This window comes from Streptomyces sp. NPDC051211 (assembly GCF_040689505.1).
Lineage (GTDB): Bacteria > Actinomycetota > Actinomycetes > Streptomycetales > Streptomycetaceae > Streptomyces.
This window is the reverse complement of the sequence record NZ_JBFBAV010000024.1, coordinates 77,880-98,191: the sequence shown is the minus strand read 5'-3', so window position 1 is coordinate 98,191 and position 20,312 is coordinate 77,880. Positions and strand designations below refer to the sequence as shown.

At 69.5% G+C, this 20,312-nt stretch carries 15 protein-coding genes and 1 CRISPR repeat array; of the genes, 12 read left to right on the top strand and 3 right to left on the bottom strand.

The genetic code is table 11. The features are described from left to right. Positions 1–504: 504 nt before the first annotated feature. Entirely contained in the window at positions 505–795 is a 291-nt protein-coding gene (locus AB0447_RS22925) for a hypothetical protein (protein WP_366478578.1), read from the bottom strand. Between AB0447_RS22925 and AB0447_RS22920 the strand changes: the two genes are divergently transcribed. Both AB0447_RS22920 and AB0447_RS22915 read left to right on the top strand, forming a co-directional pair. Further along, a complete protein-coding gene (locus tag AB0447_RS22920) occupies positions 782–1,390 on the top strand; it encodes a hypothetical protein (RefSeq protein ID WP_366478577.1) in 609 nt (202 codons plus the stop codon). The genes AB0447_RS22925 and AB0447_RS22920 overlap by 14 nt on opposite strands. 685 nt (positions 1,391–2,075) lie before the next feature. Then, positions 2,076–2,776: direct repeats of the CRISPR family, unit length 29 nt; unit sequence CTGCTCCCCGCGCCCGCGGGGATGAACCC. A gap of 430 nt (positions 2,777–3,206) precedes the next feature. Then, the gene (locus AB0447_RS22915; RefSeq protein ID WP_366478576.1) at positions 3,207–4,292 is read left to right on the top strand and encodes a PQQ-binding-like beta-propeller repeat protein; all 1,086 of its coding nucleotides are present in this window, start codon (positions 3,207–3,209) and stop codon (positions 4,290–4,292) included. Between the two features lie 178 nt (positions 4,293–4,470). Here the strand turns inward: AB0447_RS22915 and AB0447_RS22910 are convergent, their stop codons facing one another. Together AB0447_RS22910 and AB0447_RS22905 are read right to left on the bottom strand one after the other, a co-directional pair. Continuing rightward, positions 4,471–5,202 carry a hypothetical protein gene (locus AB0447_RS22910; protein WP_366478575.1) on the bottom strand — a complete coding sequence of 244 codons (732 nt, stop codon included), beginning with the start codon at positions 5,200–5,202 and terminating at the stop codon, positions 4,471–4,473. Between the two features lie 27 nt (positions 5,203–5,229). After that, positions 5,230–6,306, bottom strand: a complete 1,077-nt coding sequence (locus tag AB0447_RS22905; RefSeq protein WP_366478574.1) for a M23 family metallopeptidase — start codon at positions 6,304–6,306, stop codon at positions 5,230–5,232. Positions 6,307–6,955: 649 nt separating this feature from the next. Here AB0447_RS22905 and AB0447_RS22900 point away from each other — a divergent pair. The 10 genes from AB0447_RS22900 (at position 6,956) to AB0447_RS22855 (ending at position 20,299) form a co-directional block, all read left to right on the top strand. Then, positions 6,956–7,588, top strand: a complete 633-nt coding sequence (locus tag AB0447_RS22900; RefSeq protein ID WP_366478573.1) for a hypothetical protein — start codon at positions 6,956–6,958, stop codon at positions 7,586–7,588. Then, positions 7,585–7,905, top strand: coding sequence for a hypothetical protein (locus AB0447_RS22895; RefSeq protein ID WP_366478572.1), 321 nt, complete (start codon positions 7,585–7,587; stop codon positions 7,903–7,905). The genes AB0447_RS22900 and AB0447_RS22895 overlap by 4 nt, the downstream gene beginning before the upstream one ends. Before the next feature lie 7 nt (positions 7,906–7,912). Continuing rightward, on the top strand, positions 7,913–8,680 hold the full coding sequence (locus AB0447_RS22890) for a hypothetical protein (protein ID WP_366478571.1): 768 nt from the start codon (positions 7,913–7,915) through the stop codon (positions 8,678–8,680). Positions 8,681–8,702: 22 nt separating this feature from the next. Next, a complete protein-coding gene (locus AB0447_RS22885) occupies positions 8,703–10,541 on the top strand; it encodes a conjugal transfer protein TrbL family protein (protein ID WP_366478586.1) in 1,839 nt (612 codons plus the stop codon). A gap of 6 nt (positions 10,542–10,547) precedes the next feature. Continuing rightward, positions 10,548–12,077, top strand: coding sequence for an SCO6880 family protein (locus tag AB0447_RS22880; protein ID WP_366478570.1), 1,530 nt, complete (start codon positions 10,548–10,550; stop codon positions 12,075–12,077). Continuing rightward, positions 12,077–13,624, top strand: coding sequence for a type VI secretion protein (locus AB0447_RS22875; protein WP_366478569.1), 1,548 nt, complete (start codon positions 12,077–12,079; stop codon positions 13,622–13,624). Before AB0447_RS22880 ends, AB0447_RS22875 begins: the two co-directional genes overlap by 1 nt. Before the next feature lies 1 nt (position 13,625). Beyond that, positions 13,626–15,314, top strand: a complete 1,689-nt coding sequence (locus AB0447_RS22870) for a type IV secretory system conjugative DNA transfer family protein (RefSeq protein ID WP_366478568.1) — start codon at positions 13,626–13,628, stop codon at positions 15,312–15,314. A gap of 2 nt (positions 15,315–15,316) precedes the next feature. Beyond that, positions 15,317–15,832, top strand: coding sequence for a hypothetical protein (locus tag AB0447_RS22865; protein ID WP_366478567.1), 516 nt, complete (start codon positions 15,317–15,319; stop codon positions 15,830–15,832). A 179-nt stretch (positions 15,833–16,011) separates the two neighbouring features. Next, complete coding sequence (locus AB0447_RS22860) at positions 16,012–16,581, top strand: hypothetical protein (RefSeq protein ID WP_366478566.1); 570 nt, start codon at positions 16,012–16,014, stop codon at positions 16,579–16,581. Positions 16,582–16,660: 79 nt separating this feature from the next. Beyond that, positions 16,661–20,299 carry an NUDIX domain-containing protein gene (locus AB0447_RS22855; RefSeq protein WP_366478565.1) on the top strand — a complete coding sequence of 1,213 codons (3,639 nt, stop codon included), beginning with the start codon at positions 16,661–16,663 and terminating at the stop codon, positions 20,297–20,299. Positions 20,300–20,312 lie beyond the last annotated feature (13 nt).

Here is a 20,312-nt window from a genome sequence, read left to right as displayed (position 1 = left end):
CTCACGCCAACTCCTCGAATTGTTCGATGTAACGCACTTACCTGAAATGATCGCAAGTGCGGCAGTCGTTGTACTCGTTGATTCTGTTCAGTTCGAGAGTTCGCATTCAACCCCGATGATCAATCTGTGTCTCAGGTCACACGGGAATCTCAGTTTCGCCTCAAATCTGGCAACCGTCCTCGAGATTCAAGCCATGGAGTGATGCTTTTCGGTAAGGGGGTTCCACTCTCCCTCGCATCGACGGTTCATGGCTCTCCGTTTGGATTCCGCCACGCGCTCGCATCATCTGGCGAGAAACTGCTCCGGGCGGCGGAGGGCATGGAGTATGGAATGCCCCGCAATTCCCAGCCCGAATACTGGGTCCTCACCGAGCACCCCAGCGCCCGGCATCCTGCACGGGCCGCGCGTGGGATATCGCCCAGTCGCGCCTCCACTGCTCCGCCTCGCCGCGCCAGTCCTCGCCGTCGCGCGGCCGGTGGGTGACGGAGTGCCAGCCGTACGGAATCAGGAGGCCGTGGCCGGCCAGCCAGCACACCTGGGCGCCGGAGGCGGATATCTCCCGCTGGACGAGGTGGGGCGGACTCGGTCGTGGCCGACGCGCTCGCCGGAGACGCTGACCTTCCTCGATCCGGCGAAGTCGAAGGCCGCGCCGTCGCCGCGGTCGAAGAACCACCAGTGCGGGGTGCCGGCGCCGTACCGCTCGCGGACGTCCTCGAGGCGTTGAACCAAAAGTGCCCTCTGCACGTCCGAGCGGTGGCTGTCATCAAGCGAGGGAGCACCGATGCCGAAGCTCATGCGTCACCTGTCGATGTCATGCTGTGGGCTGATAGCGCTCACTGGCTGCGCTGCATCCAGCACTGCGAGCGGGGAGCCAGACACCGGCCCGACGACGCAGATGCCGGCGCCCACCCAACACCGCGACCTCACCTGCGGGAAGGCGATTGACCCGCCCCTGAGTGACCGCAAAGACCCTCTGAGCCTGACGATCACCGGTGTCGAAGTTCAACAGGACCAAGCGGTGGCAAGTTGGTCAATCACATCGTCGGACCCGAACCAGATCCTGACCGTGCCCATCGGTCCGACCCCACCGACAGCCGTTCTGATGCGTGGGGGGAGCATTGTGGGCACCAAGAAGCCGACCGATGCTGAGCCACGGAGCGGCGCGGCTCTGGGCTACCCCGTCGGAAGCAAGCCGTACACAGGCACCCTCAAGATCGATCACCTGTGCCCCGGAACCTCATGGGCCGACGTCGCCGCCCGTCCCAATCTGTACACCGTCTTCGTGATCACCTCGGACCCGGCACAGAAGTGGAACGCCAGCGAAGGGAAGCCGATGCCGACCTACTTCGCGGATCCGCTGTTCCATGCCAGTCACCAGCTTCCTGGCTAAGCCACCTGGCCTGAGGTGAGGCGGGCGCCCCCTCGGACGGGGCTCCAGTCGACGTAGTCGTCTACTGAGCGGTGAACTCGTGCGGATCAAGCGCGGGCAAGGCGCCAGGTGATATCGGTGTAGACGTCCCCGCCACCGCGGTTCGGATGAGCGGCTTAAGGGGCGGAGGCCTCGAGAGGTTCGCCAGCTTTGGGTGCGCTTCGGGCCAGGGAGCGGCCCGGGCCAGCGCGCAGCGGGCGTCGGTCAGCCCTCCTCGCCGCCCCTTGCCGCAGGAGCGGATACCGCTGCTCGGTGCTGGACGGCCGTGGCGGCCGTGGCGGTTACGGAATAGGCGCCGCGGCGTAATCTGCCCGAGTGCTGTGGCGCGCGGCAGGCGGCGTACTTCGCGCACTGGGAGGCGGCCGACGGGGCCTGATACAGGTTGCTGTACCAGCACGACCGGGTCCGTTATGACGCTGTGGACCGGGTGGAGCGGCGGTCGATTCCGTCGCCTGCGGAACGTCTCGCCGTACTGCTGTCACGGCGATGCTGGCTTGCCACCCCTTCGCTGCAGCCGAGAACAATGCTGCGAGCTGTGCGCAGAGGTTGAGGCAGGGCGATTCGTCAGGAATATGGCGGATTGTCGATTTCAGTGAAAGTGCTTCAGAACGGCTACCCGCAAGCCTAAAGTGGCAGGCCAGCAAGTCTGCTCCCCGCGCCCGCGGGGATGAACCCGGAATCCGCGACCTGTTCATGTCACTCGACGACTGCTCCCCGCGCCCGCGGGGATGAACCCCGGGCCACCGCCGACGCGTCCGCCGCATGGTTCTGCTCCCCGCGTCCGCGGGGATGAACCCGCGGTGATCCGGGCCAGGACGGCCGACCGGAACTGCTCCCCGCGCCCGCGGGGATGAACCCGACCCGGTGGCCGTGGCCATCTCCGCGTCCGGCTGCTCCCCGCGCCCGCGGGGATGAACCCGAGCTGGACTGGCAGGTCGCGCAGGCACTGAACTGCTCCCCGCGCCCGCGGGGATGAACCCCATGACTTCCTGACCAAGCACCTGGACGAGAGCTGCTCCCCGCGCCCGCGGGGATGAACCCCGAAGGGAGAGCCCCATGGCTCACCACGACCGCTGCTCCTCGCGCCCGCGGGGATGAACCCGTCGTGTGGTTCACGCTCTATTGGCACAACCTCTGCTCCCCGCGCCCGCGGGGATGAACCCCACTCCACCCGCCTGACCAACGAGGAGCACAGCTGCTCCCCGCGCCCGCGGGGATGAACCCGTGGGTGAGCGGTGGGGAGCTCGATCTCGCCTCTGCTCCCCGCGCCCGCGGGGATGAACCCACGACCGACGGGTGGATGGCGTGCAGGGTGCACCTGCTCCCCGCGGCCGCGGGGATGAACCCAAGTCTCCCCACCCATGCGCGAGCGGTCGGATCCAGCCTCACTCGAAAGCCAAGAGTCCCGCCACGGGTCCAGCGCAGGTGATAACCCCGCGTTGCCACCGCCACCCAGCGGCCCCCAGGCGAGGATCGGGGCGTAGCAGGGACCAAAGTCCGAACATCCACGTCCGACCATGCACGAGGCATGACATGCTGCGGTTTGATCATTAACGGCAGCGTTCACTCGCTGCGGGAGGAAAGGGAGTTCGTGCGCACTCGGCGGTTAGGTCTTGTTGCACTCCTTGCCTTCGGCTTGGCGGGCTGCGGTTCGTCGGAGGACCGAGCGCCGACTGCCCCCGTGCCATCGGCGTCTGCTTCGACCGGGCCCACAGCGGACGCGAAGCCGGCCCGCGTTCCGCATGACCCGCCGGCCTGGTTCGACGCCCGGGGAGCTGTGGCCCTGCCGCCGGAGGCGACGGACGGGCGGACCAATCTGTTGGGCGATGTGCGTGACCTCGGGGTGGCCATGCACCGCACGTCGGCCTATGTCGCGTCCGCCGACCGGGTGCAGACCGTGGACCTGACCACGGGGCGCGTGGTGGGGGTGGCACGCCCCCACGGCAAGGCCCTGGGCGAGGACGATGACGCGACCGCGCCACTCTTGATCGCCGACGGCCCCGTCGTGACGCCCTTCCTGGTCACACAGCCAGGCTCCGGGACACAGTCCTCCTCGACCACGCTGGAGGTTGTCGCTGCCACGCCGGAGACAGGACAAGTCGCCTGGAGTACGGCGGTCCTGATCCCGCGTGAGTGGGCCCAACGGGACTCCTCCACTCCCAAGGCGTCCGTGGTCGGCTTCGCGGGCGGCGCCGTCATCGTGACGGTGCACACCGGTTACAACGCGATGACTGTCGGCATCGACGTCACCACCCACCAGTTGCGGTGGACAGCGCAGAACATCCGGTTGGGGGCCGTCACCGCCCGGGCCGCCGTAGGCGTCGACATCCTCGAGGGATTCGGCCCCGACATGGTGGTCGGTCTCGACCCGTCCACCGGCGAGAAAAAGTGGCGGGCAGAGAATGCAGGGTCGACCAGCGTCGCCTCCGCCGGCCCGTCCCTCGTCCGAGTGCGCGGCTACGCCGAGGGCGGCCGGCACTTCGATCGGCTGCTGAACCCCGACACCGGCAAGGTACAAGCGGACGTACCTGACGGCTTGGCGAATGTGAGCTGCCCGTACGATCAGGCCGAGACCCTCGTCTGCGCAGTTTCAAGCATCATCGTTGCCCTCGACTCCACCAGCGGCAAGGAGCTCTGGCGCCTGAAGGACGACCAGGCCGACGGCCGTAGTGCCCCGGAGGTCACAGCGTCCTGGCACGGCAGGATCTATACCCGGGTGTCGTCGACCAGTGCGGTCACGCTCGACGCCCGCACCGGCAAGGACATGCCGACCAGGCCCGAGGTCGCTCCTGTTTTGGTGAACGAGTATCAGGGCCTGGTCCTGGTGGATCGTGAGCTCCTCGCTTACCCCACCGGAGGCTGAGCACCGTACGACGGCCGCATGCAGATGGGGAGTCACCTCAGATTCGGGTGACTCCCGTGGTTCACCGAGCGGGGCTGGGTCGGCCCCTCGTCATGGAACCGCGGTCACTGCCCGGCTGTGTCGAGGAGGATCCGCGGCAGTTCGTCTGGCGCGTTGACTACCGTAGCGATCAATGCAGCTAGGGCTGGGCGGCGGCCTGTCGGCGTTCGGCTCGGGTCCGCACGAACCGCACGGGGTCGCTGTCCTGGCCGGTTACCTGCGTGAGCATGGCCTCCAGCTCGGGAGCGAGTTCGAGGACCTCCCGGTCGTCCTCGATCTGTGTCCAGCTGTGCAGAGCCCGCATGCCCGAGGACTCGGTGGCAGGGTGTGTCGGCCCGTGCGCGGCCGAGTGAAGTTGCGTGGTGTGCAGGTACCAGCGGGCGGCGGCAGCCGGTCGGCCGGAGACGAGGGCGAGCCAGCCGCGGAGTTCGCGCAGGTTGATCGTGTGCACATGGCCCGCCCCGAAGCGCTCTGCCAGCTCGTCGTCCAGCCGTCCGGCTTCCGCTTCCGCCTCGGCAAGGCGCGACCCCTCGTGGGGCGAGGCGATGGCCGCGGTGATGGCGGCGATGCGGGTTCGGTACTCGTCCGGCACCGCATCGTCCGAAGCTGCCTGCGAACCGGGTAGCGGACCCGGTTCGGCTGCCTCGGAGGGCTCGGCGGCGGCAGGGAGCTCGGGGGAGGCGCCTGGTTTCGCCGGCGGCGGCGCCACGGCGGCTTCCCCCGCGGGTGGGGCGTACGGCGCCTGTTGCTCTGCAGGCGCCGGCTCGGCGGACAGATGTCCGGTCGGCTCGGTCGGCTGCTGCCAGAACGCAGGGGTGACCTCACCCCAGGGCAGCAGCTCGGTGTCGTCGGGCAAAGGGGTGTGGTGCATGCAGTGTGCTCCTGCTGGACGGAAGGGTCAGATCTTGATGCCCTTGGACCTCATGTAGGCCACGGGGTCGACATCCGATCCGTACTCGGGACCTGTGCGGACCTCCATGTGCAGATGGGGGCCGCTGGAGTTGCCGGTGTTCCCCGAGAGGCCGATGGCCTGCCCGCCTTGCACCTGTTGGCCGGCGCGGACGTCGAGGCGGCTCATGTGGGCGTACTGGCTGTACAGGCCGTCGGCGTGGCGGAGGACGACCTGGTTGCCGTAGGCGCCGCCCGAGCCGGCGGAGACCACGGTGGCGGGGCCGATGGCGTGGATCGGTGTGCCCGTGGACACGGGGAAGTCGATGCCGGTGTGGTATCCGCTCGACCACATGCCGCCGGGGACGTGGTACCCGGTCCCGATCCCGGCGTTGACCGGTTTGGTCCAGTCGCCGTTCATCGGCGGCTTGCCGGAGGTGTCCGGGGCGGTGAGCCGGGAGACCTCCTTCATGATGAACTGCACGTAGTTGTAGGTCTGCCCGTCGGCGAAGCGCGGCGGGGGGACGCCTTTGTAGTAGTCGACCCACCCCCACCCGGAGTTGTAGCCGGCGAGTGCGAGCTCTATCGGGCTGCCGTTGTAGCCGGGGTGCGCTTTGGCGGTCTTGAGCAGCTTGCACATCATGCTGCCCTGGGAAGGGATGGCGTCCGCCGGGTCCATCACGTCGCGGTCGCCGTCGCCGTCGCCGTCGATGCCCTCGGTGGCCCAGGTGGACGGGATGAACTGGCTGATGCCGTAGGCGATCGGGCGGGTCTTGGTCTTGGGGTCCTCGTACGAGATCGCGTCCGGCCTGAAGTCGGATTCGGCCTTGATCTGAGCTGCCAGGACAGCGGCAGGCAGGCCTTGGTTGCACGCTGCGGCCGCCTTCTCGATGAGGCCCGCGTACTGGGCGGGCACGTAGCCGGGCCCGATCCTGAGCGAGCCGCCCGTGGGCACGTATCCGTCGCCGAAGCCGAGGTCGTCGTCCTTGTCGCTCGCCGCGATGAAGAGGACCAGTCCGACGCCCAGAGCCAGCGGACTGCCGGCGAGAAGGGCGGCCAGGATGAGGATCCCCCGCTTGGCGTTCAAATGCGCTCCCCCATGCGTTCATCGCGCAGTCTTTTTCGGACAGCGGCTGGAATTGGCCCAACAGTCGCCCGTCACCCCCGCCGCTTACCCTGCCACATCGGATTTCCTACCCCAAAGAAACTTTCTCGAGGGAGAGGTGCTGTCCGCATGGCGAGATGCCCGCCAAACGTCTGAAACCGGATCAGAAACGCGCATAGGCCTCAATCGCTGTTTGATCTAAAAGAATTGACACTTCAACAGCCGCGATGGCATCACTGGAGTTGTCGGCGGGTGTGATTAGACTGCCGCTCGACTACCCATCAGCTCACGACTGATGTGGTTACTTTTGCAAATGCACGGGGGAGTGTTGGCGAGAAAGTCTCATGACGCCTTTGTCCTGCCGGACCGGGCGCGGATTGTCGTGCCCGTGCTGGGGGCCGGCGGGGGGACCGGCCGATCCACAGTGGCCGGATTGCTTGCAGCCTTCCTGGCCCCGCTCGGCACAACGGTCGTTCTCGATACGGCTCCTCGCCTGACCTCTCACTGGCCGACCTGGGTCGGTGAGCCGGGGCAGGGCCTGGCGTCGGTCCCGGCGGACCGCCGGATGACGCCTGGCCAAGTGCGTGCGGCGGCATCGGTGTGCACGGGGCCGAGCGGGCCTTGGCATGTCATGACCGACCATCAGGAGTGGAGCGCTGCGCCGCTGGCCCTGCCGACGGCACCGGCCGCATGGCTCCAGCTGGCCGCGGCCGGCGGGTGGCAGGCCGTGGTCGCCGACACCGCCCACCCGGTGGCGCACGACGTCGTCTCCGCTCGGGTCCAAGGCCGGACCGGCCTCACCGCGGACTGGTGCTCGCTTCCGTACTCGGTTCCGGTGGTGGCGGCTCCGGCCACCGGGCCGGGCGTAGCCGCCCTGCAGCGAGCCGTACGCGCGGCCGCTGCCGAGGGGCTGCCCCTGCAGCGCATGGTCGTCGCTCTCATCCAGTTCGGCGACGGCCGGCCCCCTGCCGTGGTCAGGGCCGCGGCCACCATGCTCCAGCCCCAGGTCTCGGCCGTGGTCCACGTTCCGTTCGACGAGCGGATCCGCACGCACGGCCTCGCCGAGTCCCACCGGATCAGCGCCCGCAAGACGAGGGAGGCGGCGGCTTCCCTCGTCCGGGCGGTTCTCGAATCCGCGCACCGCACATGGGGGGAGCCGCTGCCCGCGGCGCCGATCCCCGCCGCAGCAACCGCGACACCCGCGGTCCCCACTGCTGCCCTTCCTGCCCGAACCGCTCCAGTAGAAGAAGAGGTGCCCGCATGAGCGCTCTGCTCGAAGTCGCCAACACGTTCGTCCTGGCCGACGCCGCCCCCGGGGTGCCGGCCTACACCCCGAGCGTGCCCGGCCCGCTCGGCAAGGCCACAGGACAGATCCTGGGCTGGACGGCGGGCGGTGGTCTCGCCCTGGCGACCCTCGGCGGCCTCTCCGGCTGGGCCTGCGTGGCCATCGGCCACAACACCGAGCGCGCGGGCCTCGCCGCTCGTGGAAAGCAGGCGATCCTGTGGAGCCTCATCAGCGGCGGTGGTATCGGCGTGACCGCGGCTCTTGTGGGAGCCTTCTACGGCATCACGCAGGGCTGACGCGGTCATGGATTACCAGAGCGAGGCCCGTAGGGCCCGGCTGAGGCTGGCCGGTATCGGAATCGCCGTCCTGGCGGTCGTGGCCGGCGGTGTCGTCACGCTGGTCGGATTCGGCGACGACGACCGCCCGCCCGCGGCTGCCGACGCGAAGCCGACGCCCAGTACCACCGCCTCCACATCCGCCCGTCCGTCGCCCGCCAAGGAGTTCACCCCGGCGACGGCTGCCCGCGTACCGCTGCTGAAGCCGAAGACGAACACCGAAGGGATCGGCCGCGGCTTCGAACATTCGAGTCTCGGCGCGACGTCGGCCGCGGTCACTTACTGGCAGGACTTGAGCCTGCTGGACGACTCGATCGCCCGCCGGCAGTGGGCAGCCATCGCTTCCAAGGACTCACCCGGGACGGTCGACCGAGGCGTCTCGGAGGTTCGCAAGGTCCGCGAGAGCGCCGGGCTGCCGCCCTCCGGGGGCAACCCGGACGGCATCACGTTCAGCACGAGTGTCAAGGCCGTACTGACGCGGAGCATGGACAAGTCCGGCGACGTCATCGACGTCTGGATGGTTTACGACCGGTATGCCGTCATCCGGGACAAGGGCGGCGACGAGAGCCCCCTCAAGGACGAGGTGACCCACCTGATCCTGAAGTGGGAGGCCGGGGACTGGAAGGTCACCGAAGAGGCGAAGTACACCAGCGGCAAGCCGTTCGGGCCGCGTGCGTACGACCCCGACAGCAAGTACGCCTTCAGCGACGGCTGGCGAATGGTCGACCATGGCTAGAGCACTCACACGTCTCGTGACGATGCTGGCTGCCCTGCTCATCCTGATGGCGTCGGGGACCTCGGTGGCGCTCGCCGGCGCCAAGCCACCGGATCCTTACCCCCCGGAGCTCGAAGGACTGACGGTCGGTATCCACAAGGTGACCGGGGAATACTGCGACCTGTACGCGCAGGATCAGAAGATCCGCGAGAATTGCCGCCCTCCGCAGGACTGCGAGGACTACCCGGCGGGCTCGACCGTGTGCGTGGGAGAAGGCTCCAAGGATGACGAGGATGCCCTTCGCTACGAACAGGGCCAGCTGAAGCGTTGGCGGGACAAGGCCGACCACAACGCCAAGAATTACGAGAAGCTCAACACGTTCCTGACAGAGTGCGTCGAGAAACAGAAGAAGTCGTTCCAGCTCTGCCTTCAGGAAGGTGAAGCGAAATATCCGGCCAGCTGGGATCTCGGCGACTGGGTGGCGGGCAAGATTTCCAAGATGGCTGCCGATGCACTCGAAGAAGCAGCGGTCATGCTGGGCAATTCGGTGATCTGGCTGTTGCGGCAGTTCGCCGACGCCTTCAACGAGGTGTCCACCATCGACCTGACCAAGGTGGGGATCGGACCAGCCTTGGGGATCACGACAGGGATCTCGGTCCTCGTCGCGGCCTTCCTGCTCCTGGTGCAGTTCGGGAAGGTCGGCGTCTCCCAGCAGGGCGGTCCCGCGGCAACCGCCATCATCGGCCTGGCGAAGTGGGCGGCCATCCTGTCCGTCTACCTGCTCGCCACACAGGTGGCGCTGAACTGGTCGGACACCCTCAGTACCAGCCTCATCAACTACACCTTCGACGGCGGCGGCGAAACGGAAGCCAGCGCATCGGAGGCGATGAAGAAACGAATCGGAGCTCTTTTCGCCGGCCTCACCGGCGCAGGAGCCGGTGCCGCTGCCGGCGGTGCGCTGATCACCGGCAGCGGCGTCGCGCCGGCGGCAGTCGGTTTTGTGATCATCATGAGCATCCTGTGCATTCTGGCGATCGGCGCGCTGTGGATCGAGATGCTGGTCCGCCAGGCCGCCATCATGATTCTTCTGGTATCCATGCCGATCATGCTCGCCGGCCAAATGGCCGACAGCACCCGCGACTGGTGGCCCAAGGCGAGAAACGCCCTGATCGCGGTCATCCTGACCAAGCCCGTGATCGTGCTGGTATTCAGCATCGGCTTCTCCGCGATGTCGACGGCGCAGGGCGTCAGGAACGTCATCGTCGGCTTCATCATCTTCGCCATCGCCGCGACGTCCTGGCCGGTGCTCGCGAAGTTCATCGTGTTCACGTCCAACGGTGACGGAAACTCGGCCGCCTCCGGAATGATCTCCAGCGTCGGCTCCTCTGTGTCCAGCCTTTTCGGCGGAAACCAGGCGGCGCCGTCCGGGGCAGGAACCGCCGGCGGCGGCAGCGGCTACACGAAGGCCCTCGAAGCGGACAACGCCAATCACGGAGGCGGCGTCGGCGGAGGCGGTGGCGGTGGCGGTGGCGGGTTCTGGTCCAAGGCCATGAAGGGCGGCAGCGGCTCGTTCGCCTCCAAGGTCGGCGGTTCCGTCGGTCTCGGCCTCCAGGTCGCCGCCGTCGGCAAGGACATCGCCGAGGGGGCCTTCGCGAACCAGGCTGCGAATGCCGGGCTGGGGCCCGGATCAGCGGGCGGCCGCCACACCGTCGTCGCACCGCGGCAGAGCTCCGACCCTGCTCCCGCCCCCGCTGCCCCCGCCGCACCTGAACCGGAGAAGGCCACAACTCCTCGGCCGCGAACCGAGGAGAGCCCGCCCCCGACACCCGCGGCGCCATCTCAGTTCAGCTCATCGCAGCCCGACATCAACCCAGGGAGCTGACGCACCGTGTCCAGCACCGAACCTGCCGTCTACAGCGGATGGCAGGCCGAGCGCAGCGGCTTCATGGGCAACCTCAGCGGCCTGGGGTTCACCCTGGTCGCCGCGGCCTCCATCATCGCGCTCATCCCCATCTACACCCGTTCCTGGAGCGCCGCATTCATCGCGCTGCCCCTGGCCGCGCTCCTCCTCGTTCTGGCGTACGGGCGCGTGCTGGGTCTGACGGCGGATGAGTGGATCGTTCTCGCAGTTAGGCACCAGATCGCCGTGGCAACGAACAAGAACTACTTCTTCTCCGGCCTGTTCGCCCCACGGCGAGCGGCCGACGACACCCAGCCGATGGACCTTCCCGGCCCGCTCGCGCGCCTGCGTCTCCTGGAGGCGCCGGACGGACTCGGCGGGGAACTCGCCGTCATGCACAACCCCGTGGAGAACACCTACACCGCGGTCTGCCGGGTCACCTACCCCGGTCTCGCACTGATCGACACCGAGCGGCAGAACGCCCGGGTCAAGGGCTGGGCCGCGTTCCTGCGCAGCCAGTGCACGGAGGACGGCGCCATCGTCCGGATCTCGGTGCACCAGAGGTCCCTTCCCGACGACGGCGCCGCTCTGCGCTCCTGGACGGAGCGCCACACCTCGGCGGACGCCCCGCCGGCCGCGGTCCAGGCACTGAGCGAGCTGATGGAGGGAGCGGGCCCGGCGGCGACGATCCGTGAGACGTACCTGGCGGTGACGTTGTCCGCCTCCCGGGCGCGGCTGGCGGTCAAGGGGGCCGGCGGCGGCCAGATCGGTGCGGCCGCCGTGCTCGTCCGCGAGATCAACGCCATGCACAGCTCGCTGAGCAGCGCCGGCCTCCAAGTCGTCGAGTGGCTGGATCCGCGGGCAATGGCACAGTCGATCCGTACTGCGTACGACCCGGAGGCTCACCTCGCCCTCAGCGCGCGCAACACCGCAGCGGAGGACCCCGCGTGGCAGGGCGCGCCCCGCGGTGTCGCCCCCGAGCTCGCCGGCCCCGCCGCCACCGAGACCGGGTGGGGTGTGTACCGGCACGACGGTGCGTGGACGGTCACGTACCAAGTGCGCGGCTTCCCGCGCAGCGACGTGTACGCCACGTTCCTCCAGCCCCTCCTGAGGCCGAGGTCGAACGCCCGGCGTATGCTGAGCCTCGTCTACGAGCCGATCGGCCCCGGCAAGGCCCGCGCCGAACTGGCACGAGAGAAGACCAAGCGGCAGACCGCCCGGCAGCTGCGGGCCAAGACGGGCCGGGCGGAGAGCGAGGACGAGCGCCGCGAGTCGATGACCGCCGCCGCCCAGGACATGGCCCGCGCGTCCGGCCACGGCGTGGTCCGCTTCACCGCACTGGTGGCTGTCACCGTCACCGACCGGGAGGAACTGGAGACGGCGTGCGCCGAGCTCCAGGCGGATGCCTCCGCGGCCAACCTGGAGGTCCGCCGGGTGTGGGGAGCCCAGGACGCGGCCTTCACCGTCTCCGCCCTGCCCCTGGGCCAGGGGTTGCCCGAGCGGCGGGTGGGAATCTGATGGGACTCTTCGGCAGGCGCGGGAGCACCGATACCCGCCTGAAGTCCAAGGCGCTGTCCGACGTCATCGACGCGAGCGCGCCCGTACCGGCACCCCGGCAGCTCACGGCACGCGAACTGCGCCGCTCCAGGCTCCTCGAGGACCCGGCGACGGCCATGCGGGTCGCCCCTCGGAAGGGCTGGAGCCAGCCCTTCGCGGGCCGGGTCGCCTCGATGGCGAAGGCCGAGGTGTTCCGGGCGGACACCGAGCGGGCCTCGGGGATCTACCCGTTCCTCCACGCGGCCTCGCTGCCGCCGATCGGCGTCTACATCGGCTACAACACGCTGACCATGCAGGCCTTCTCGGCACACCCGGCTGCCTGGGTCCGGGAGGGGCTGGCGACCAACCCGAACGTCATGGTCACCGGAATCCCTGGCTCCGGTAAGAGTGCCCACGTCAAGGCCTTGGCCTTCCGGATGATGGCCCTGGGCCACCGCACGCTGATCGCGGGCGACGTCAAGGGCGAGTACCAGGCGCTGTGCGAGCACCTCGGGGTCGACCCCGTCCGTCTCGGCCCCGGCCTGCCCGGCCGGCTCAACCCCCTGGACTCCGGACCGCTCGGCCTCGACCTGGAGAAGGTCCGTGACCCCGAGGTGTTCAAGGGCCGCCTGAAGGAAATCCACCGCCGACGCCTCACCCTCCTGACTGCTCTGCTGGAACTCCAGCTGCGGCGGGGCCTTCGTCCCGAGGAGGAGGAGAGCCTGGACATCGCCGTCCGCGAGCTGACCGGCGAGCTGCACGGTCAGAGCCGCCTGAACGTGCCGACCCTGCCCGCCGTCTACGCCGTCCTCAAGGATCCCACCCCGGCGATGGCGCGCGAGCTCCGCGTACGGGGCGAGGACATCCAGCTGGCCCGCGAACAGATGGCATCCCTGCGTTCTGCGCTCGGCGGCATGATCACCGGAAGCCTCGGAGGCCTGTTCGACGAGCAGACCAGCGTCGGCCTGGACTGGGACGCCCCGATCCAGAGCGTCGACATCAGCGCACTGGAGCAGTACGGCGATGCCACGGTCGCCATGGTGCTCAGCTGCGTGTCCTCCTGGGCGCAGAGCGCCATCGACCGGCCCGGCGAGCGCCCGTGGGTCGTCGTACGGGACGAGCTGTGGCGGCAGATGCGGAGCGGCGGCGCCGCCATGGTCCGGAAGATCGACGCCGACCTGCGGCTCTCCCGGGCGACCGGAACCATCCAGGTGCTTGCCACGCACCGGCTCAGCGACTTCGAGAGCGTCGGCTCCTCCGGTTCCGAGGCGGTCGCCATCGCCAAGGACCTGATCGCGTCCTGCGAAACCCGGATCCAGCTCGCCCAGGACACCGCCCCCCTCCAGATCACCCGCGAGGCGATCGGCCTGACCGACGCCGAATGCGAGCTGATCAGCAGCTGGGGCGCCGGCCAGCGCGGCCGCGCCCTCTGGAAGGTCGGCAGGGGCGGCGGATCGCACGCCGTCCAGCTGATGCTCAGCCACACGGAGAAGACGCTGTTCGAGACGGACGAAAAGATGGTGGTCTGAGATGTCCGGGCGCACCGGTCCGTCCGCCGCAGGACTCGACGACAACACCCTGCTCGCAGCGTATGGCGCCGGCCTGGTCGTCACCGTGGGAGGCGCCGTCCTCCTCGCCGGGCCGCTCGCCGCGTTCCTGTCCGGCAACGGATGGGCGCAGCGCACGGGCAGTGTCCCCGCCACCGTGGTCTCCGCCCTCGTCAAAGGCCCCGCATCGGTCTACCAGCCCGCCCCGCCCGCCTGGCTCTTCTACGGACTCACGGTGTTCCTGGTCCTCGCCCTGGGGGCCATGGTCGTGAAGGCGGCGAGCGTGCTGTCGTTCGGTGGACGCTCCGGTGGAGCCCAGTGGGGCGGCTCGAAGATCGAGCGGAAGATGTCCGCGCACAACGACCCGCGCAAGCGGGTCAACCGCATCACGGCCGGACGCGGCCTGCGGACCAAGAAGGTCGTGGCTGCTCAGCCCAACATCAGCGCCACGGTGTTCGGTGTCCCCGGCTCGTCCAAGACAACCGGCCTGGTCCTGCCGAACGCCGCCGAGTGGGAAGGGCCGCTGGTGGTGACCACCACCAAGGCCGCCGACCTGGACGTCATCTACGCCCGCCGCCGCGGCTTCGGTCCCGTCTGGGTCATCGCACCGGCCGGCATCCCCGGCCGCGCCGGCGACCACTGGTCACCGGTCGAGTACTGCACCGATGCCAAGGCGGCGGACCGGATGGCCGCCTGGCTGGCCGAGGCCGCCTCCTCCGGTGGCGACAAGCGGGCCGCCCCGTGGGTCGACCAGGCCAAGAGCGTCCTCAAGGGGATCCTGCTCGCCGCCCACCTCTCCGGCGGCGGCATCTCCGACCTGCGCCGCTGGATCTCGCTGGGCAAGGACGCGGTCGACCACGTACGCGCCATCCTCCTCGCGCACGGCTGCAACGACGTCGCCGACGACTACGCATCGCCCTGGCTGCGCCTGCACGAGGACGGCATCGGATCCATCCAGTTCAGCCTCAACGTCCTGGCCCGCGTCTTCGCCGACGAGGAGGTCCGCGAGACCTGCGCCCGCTCCGACTTCACCTTCGAGGAATGGCTCGACAGGCAGGGCACCATCTGTGTCATCGCCTCCGAGGCGGACGCGGACCGTTTCGCCCCGCTCATCAGCTCTCTGATCGCCGGAGCGATCCACGCTGCGGAGACCCGCTACAACACCTACGGCAAGCCCATCGACCCCAGCGTCGGCATCCTCGTCGACGAGGCCGGCAACATGCTGCGCTACCCCCGCCTGCCCAATATCCTCACCACCGGCCGCGGCATGGGCATCACCATGCTGACGGTGTGGCACGACCTGTCACAGCTGCGCGAATCCCTGGGCACCCAGAAGGCCAACACCGTCCTGTCCGCGAGCGGCCTGCGCATGCTGCTGCCCGGCTGCGGCGACCTGGAGACCCTGCGCTACTTCTCCGGCCTCTATGGGCGGACCGAGGTCATGAAGACCAGCCACGGCCGGTCACGGGGCGAGTACTCCTCCAACACGCAGGCCACCGAGACGGACCTCGCGCCCGTCCACTCCCTGCAACAGCTCCCCGACTTCACCGCGATCGCCCAGTACACCAACCTGCCGCCGATCAAGGTGAAGATGCGCCTCACCTTCCGCGACAAAGACCTCAAAAAGCTCCTGGCTGACCCCAAGGCCGGGGCCGGAAAGAAGGGCGGCTGACGATGACGGTTCCGCTGAACCCGGCCGATCTCTGGCCGACGCCGGGCGGTGAGGCCCCGCAGGCCGGACCACAACGCTGGGTGTGGGCGGCCATGGAGCCCACCGAGCGGGGCGTGCGGATGCGCGAGCTCGGCGCATGGGTCGACTGGCTCCGCACCACCTTCGAGCTCCACAACAAGATCACCCACTGTTGGTACCGGCACTCTGCGGTCGTCGAACACCTCACCGCCCTCTACGCCGGCTGGATGCGCACCTACGCCGGGGACGAAGCCCCTGGTCGCGAGCTCGCCGAGGCCGACTGGATCAACACCCTGCACGCCTTCGTCCCGCGCCTGCAGCTCGCTGCCTGCGCGACCGGCACCCACCAGGAACCGCCGCCCGTCGTTCCACCGCCGGCCGGCAGCGACGAGGCCTTCGAGCTGTACCTCACCCTCTCCGACTCGATGTCCGCCACGGCCGTCCACCCGGCTGCCGGGGAACTCGGCCGCCGCGAGGCCGAGCTCAACGCGCCGCTCTAGGCGGCAGCGAGGCAGCCCGGAACATCTCGACCACGGGGGGTTCGTCCCGATGCGCCGAGCACCCCGCTCTTTCGGCGACAGACCCACCGAGCATCAAAATTCCGCACATTCAAGAGACGAATCGATTCCGGGACGTTTCCCGGCCCTGACACCCCATCCTCGAGAAGGGAACTTCCCTCATGCTCTGGCCCGCACTTCGCGCGCTTTCCCACGGTGAGCTGACACCCGACCAGGTGCAGTGGCTCCTCGGTACGTTCCAGCTCGAAGAGACACCCCGCACCGAGGGGCCCGGCGCGGCGAAGAGCATCGCGCACCGCTCCTTCACCGACGACTCGGGCAGCCGCCTCGTTCTGGACCTCGCCCGCACCGGCGAGTCCGGCTGGGTGTTCGCCCTCTTCTACTCGGGGCAGCGGCCCTCGGCCGGCACCGTCGAAGCCCACCGGGCCCTGTTCCGCGACGCCGTCGACCGGCTCGGCCTCACGCTCGTCGAGATCACCCCGGCCGCCACCGCCGACGAGGTCCTCGTGGCACCCCCGGCACCGGTCGGCGCTCCCGAGTCCGCCTTCGGCGCCCACTGGGACCTGCCGTACGACGAGCTGGACCGGGTGTGGCCACACCTGGGCCTGCGCGAGGACGCCCCTCGCGAGGTGAAGGAAGTGAAGCTGCGCGAGCTGATGCGGACCCCGGCCTGGCCTGACGCGCCCGAGGCCCTCCGCCGCCAGGCCGAGGAATTCCTCCGAGGCAACTGACCCGGCCGGCGGAGCGGGCGCAGGGGACGGCGCCCGGCAGCGGCACGAACAGAACGAAACAAGCAGAGGGGGGACTGCGATGAGTGAGCAGCCGACGTATGAGGCGGGCGGGGCAGACGTGCAGGCCGCGGCGCTGCCCGCGATGGCGGGAGACGGCTGGGTGAACTGTGCCCAGGGCCACGGGCACTGGGGCCGGTTCGGCGCTGCCGGGCTGCTGCCCGTACACCGCGGCGCTGACGGTGAGGCGTACGTACTCCTGCACCACCGGGGCGCGGACACCGACCAGGGGGACACCTGGTCGGTGCTCGGGGGCGCGCGCGACAGCCACGAGTCGGCAGCCGAGGCTGCGATCCGGGAGGCCGTGGAGGAGAGCGACCTCGATCCCGCCCGGGTCCGCGTGGAGCGGGTGGTCCGGGACGACCACGGCGGCTGGTCGTACGACACGGTGATCGTTTCGGTCGATCAGCGGATGGTCGTGCAACCCGTGGACGGCGAGTCCCTGGCGCTGGCTTGGGTCCCGCTCTCCGAGGTCCCGGACATCAACCTGCATCCCGGCTTCGCCACGAGCTGGCCGAGGGTCCGGGCCGCGCTCGATGTGGTGCTGAACGGCGAGCCGGAGGCACGTGCTGACACGCCCCCGGCCGGCGCGCTCCCGCTGCCCGCGCTCCCGCTGCCCGCGCTCCCGCTGCCCGCGCTCCCGCTGCCCGCGCTCCCGCTGCCCGCGCACCCGGTCACCGGCGCGCACGTCGTCGCCGCCGAGGCGCTCGACCACGGCGACAACATCACGAGAAGAGAGCTGGCCACCTTCGCCGACGGCACCCGGGCCGTCTACGCGGAGTACGGGCGGGCCGAGGACGCGACAGGCAAGGTGCTCGACTCCTACGTCGGCCGGGCGGTCGGCTCTCGCGTCCCGCTGTCCCACCCGGTGGGTGCCGGCGAGGTCTACACCGATCACATGTCCGGGGAGCCGGCTTCCGACCGCCACCAAAGCCTCACCGAACTCGCGGAGCGCGGCGTGGCCGCCACCCGCGACGGCGTGTTCCTGGGCCTGCACCATGCGCTGTCCGCCACCCACGGCCTCACCGTGAACCAGGTCGTCCTCGGGGAACAGCAGAGCCTGATCACGGTCGAGGACGGCATCGCCACGTACGGAGAGCTCCCCGACGCGGCGAACCCGTTCGTCCGCACCTTCTTCCGGCAGGTCGAGCCGCACGTGTTCTCTTGGGTGGACAACCCGGTCCCGCCGGCCGACATCGAGATCATGCGGCGCCATCTCGAGGGCCTGAGGCCGCTCTTCGAGCACCTCGGCCGGTCTTCCCTCCACGACACGGTCATGGAGCGGTTCGGCCAGGTGGCGGAACATGCCACCGGAACCGCGCCGCTGCTGCCGCGGCCGCCCGGAGAGCCCGTCACGCTGCCCGATCCGACACCCGAGCGGCACTACCCCCTGCCGCCACCGCTGGGCTCGGAGGAGCGGATAGAGCACCAGCGGATCGGCGAGGCCCTGTTGACCGACGACGGCCGAATAACCGATACGCCCCAGGCCAAGACCATCGCGATCAGGGCCGTTGCCGAGCGGATGCGGTCGTCCACGCCCGAACTCGTCCTCGCCGCCATGGGCCTGAACATCGGCAACGACATGGCGGACCATCTGGGCGACGGCCGCTACGTGCTGGTCCCGCACAATCCGCAGTACCCCTCGATGGGGGCCGGCGTTCTCCGCGTCGACGAACTCGACCCGGGGAATCCCCGGCACGCCCCGGACCGGGTGGTGCGCATGGACACCCCGCAGGCCGACACCCTGGTCCGCACGATCGCGGTCAGCGAGCTGATGGGGTCCTGGGCGTACGGCTCCAACAACAACGTGCGGGTGCTGGCGCTGCAGGAGGCCGCCCGTGAGGAATTCGGCCTCACCGGGGTGCTGGAGTGGCGGATGGACTCCAAGACGCGTTTCGGCGTCGACCTCGAACTCGACTACAACCGCGACGCGCTGCGGGATTTCCTGCGCACCCAGTACGAGATGACCCAGGAGGTCCTCGCCGCGCGCGGCGTCACCGAGGTGCTCTCCTACCGGGCGCTGAGCTGGCCGGAGGGGGCAGGGCAGCCGGACTGGGCGGGCCTGGACGTCGGCGACACCTTCGAGGCCCGCCAGCGGCCGCTGGCGAGCTGGTCGGCCGATCGCCGGATCGTCGCGGACTGGTTGGAGCAGCGCGGTGGAAGCGGGGTGGTCCTGGTCGACCGAACACCGGCGCGGGACATCCTGGCCATCCCCATGACCGGCATCGGCTACTTCGGGCAGAAGGAGTGGGTGCTCCTGCCGGGCGACAGCCTGGTCACGCTGGACGGCGTCGTCACCGGGGGAGCCCCGACCCCTGCCGTGGAGCAGACGGCGGCGAGCAGCGTCGCCCTCGGAGCCCCCGCTTTGGACGACGCCGTGGAAACCGCGGCGAATCGGACGGCGGAAGGCCCGACGCCGGCGGTTGAAGAAGCCGGTGAACGATGGCAGCCCCTCACGATCACGGCCCGGCTCGACCCCTCCGACCAGCTCGACAACCAGATCATCCGGATCCTCGACGGCGAGGAGGACTACCCGGGCTGGTGGCCGCGGGACGACTCCGGCTACGCCGTCACCAAGCGCGACCTGGACTTCCTCGGCATCAACCCGGTCCAGGTCAGATGGATGCTCACCGGTGAGGCGCCCATGGGCATGACCCCCGAGCTCTACCAGCAGTTCCGCACGGAGATGCTGGAGGCGCTGCAGCGGGACGGCATCGAACCGTCCGACGTCGACATCCGCCTCAAGGGAACCGGCGCCGGCTTCTTCTCCGGGATCCACAAGACCGTGCCGCGCGAGGAGGACCTGGCCGGCAGCAACCCCGACGCGGCGCGGCGACTCCAGGAATGGGTCGGCGACAGCCAGGACCGTCCCGTGCGCCGCCCCTACGACCTGATGTGGCGCCTCGGCATCGAGTCGGAGCCCAGCGACTTCGACCTCGACATCAACAGCACCGCCATCGTCCGGGCCGCCCGCGAGCACTGGAACGCCCACCATTCCGACCGGTATCCGGGCGACTTCATGGGCGGCCACGGGTACCTCGAGAAGCAGACGGTCATGGGAGCCCTTCCGGCACTGGCCGAGTGGGCGAACAAGTGGGAAGAGACCCTGGGCCGGCCCATGTCCCTGGGTGTCTTCGAGTCCAGCGGCCCGTTCGACGCAACCCGGCTCGGCCGCCCTCTCTCCTCCCACTTCCGCGCCACCGACTGGATCATCCATCGCCCCGAGACGCAGCCGTACCCCACCCGCGACGATGCGGTGCGGGCCGCAGAAGAGGTGACGGCGCGTTTCCGGACGTGGCTCGGCAGCGCCATGGGCCAGGAGCTCGCCGGCTCCGGTCACCCCAGGGTGGCGGCGTTCCGTGACGCCTGGCAGAAGCTGCCGCCGCACGACGCCGGACCGGGGCCGGCTGTCGGCCCGTACGCCGACGTCGCCGAACGGGCCAAATCCCTGGTTACCGCAGCCGTCGGCTCAGCGCGTTTCACCCCCGGCGATGTCCAGGCCTTGCGCGTGCTGGCCGAGGCGGCCGACCACCATTCCGCCCGCCTCTCGGCAACCGTGCCGCCCGACGCCAGGCAGATCCAAAGAACCGCCGCCGCCCCGGCCCCGGCCGTCGCCGCCCCCTTGCTGCCTGCAGCCCGTACCCCCCGGGCATCTGCTTAGACCAACGTTGGTT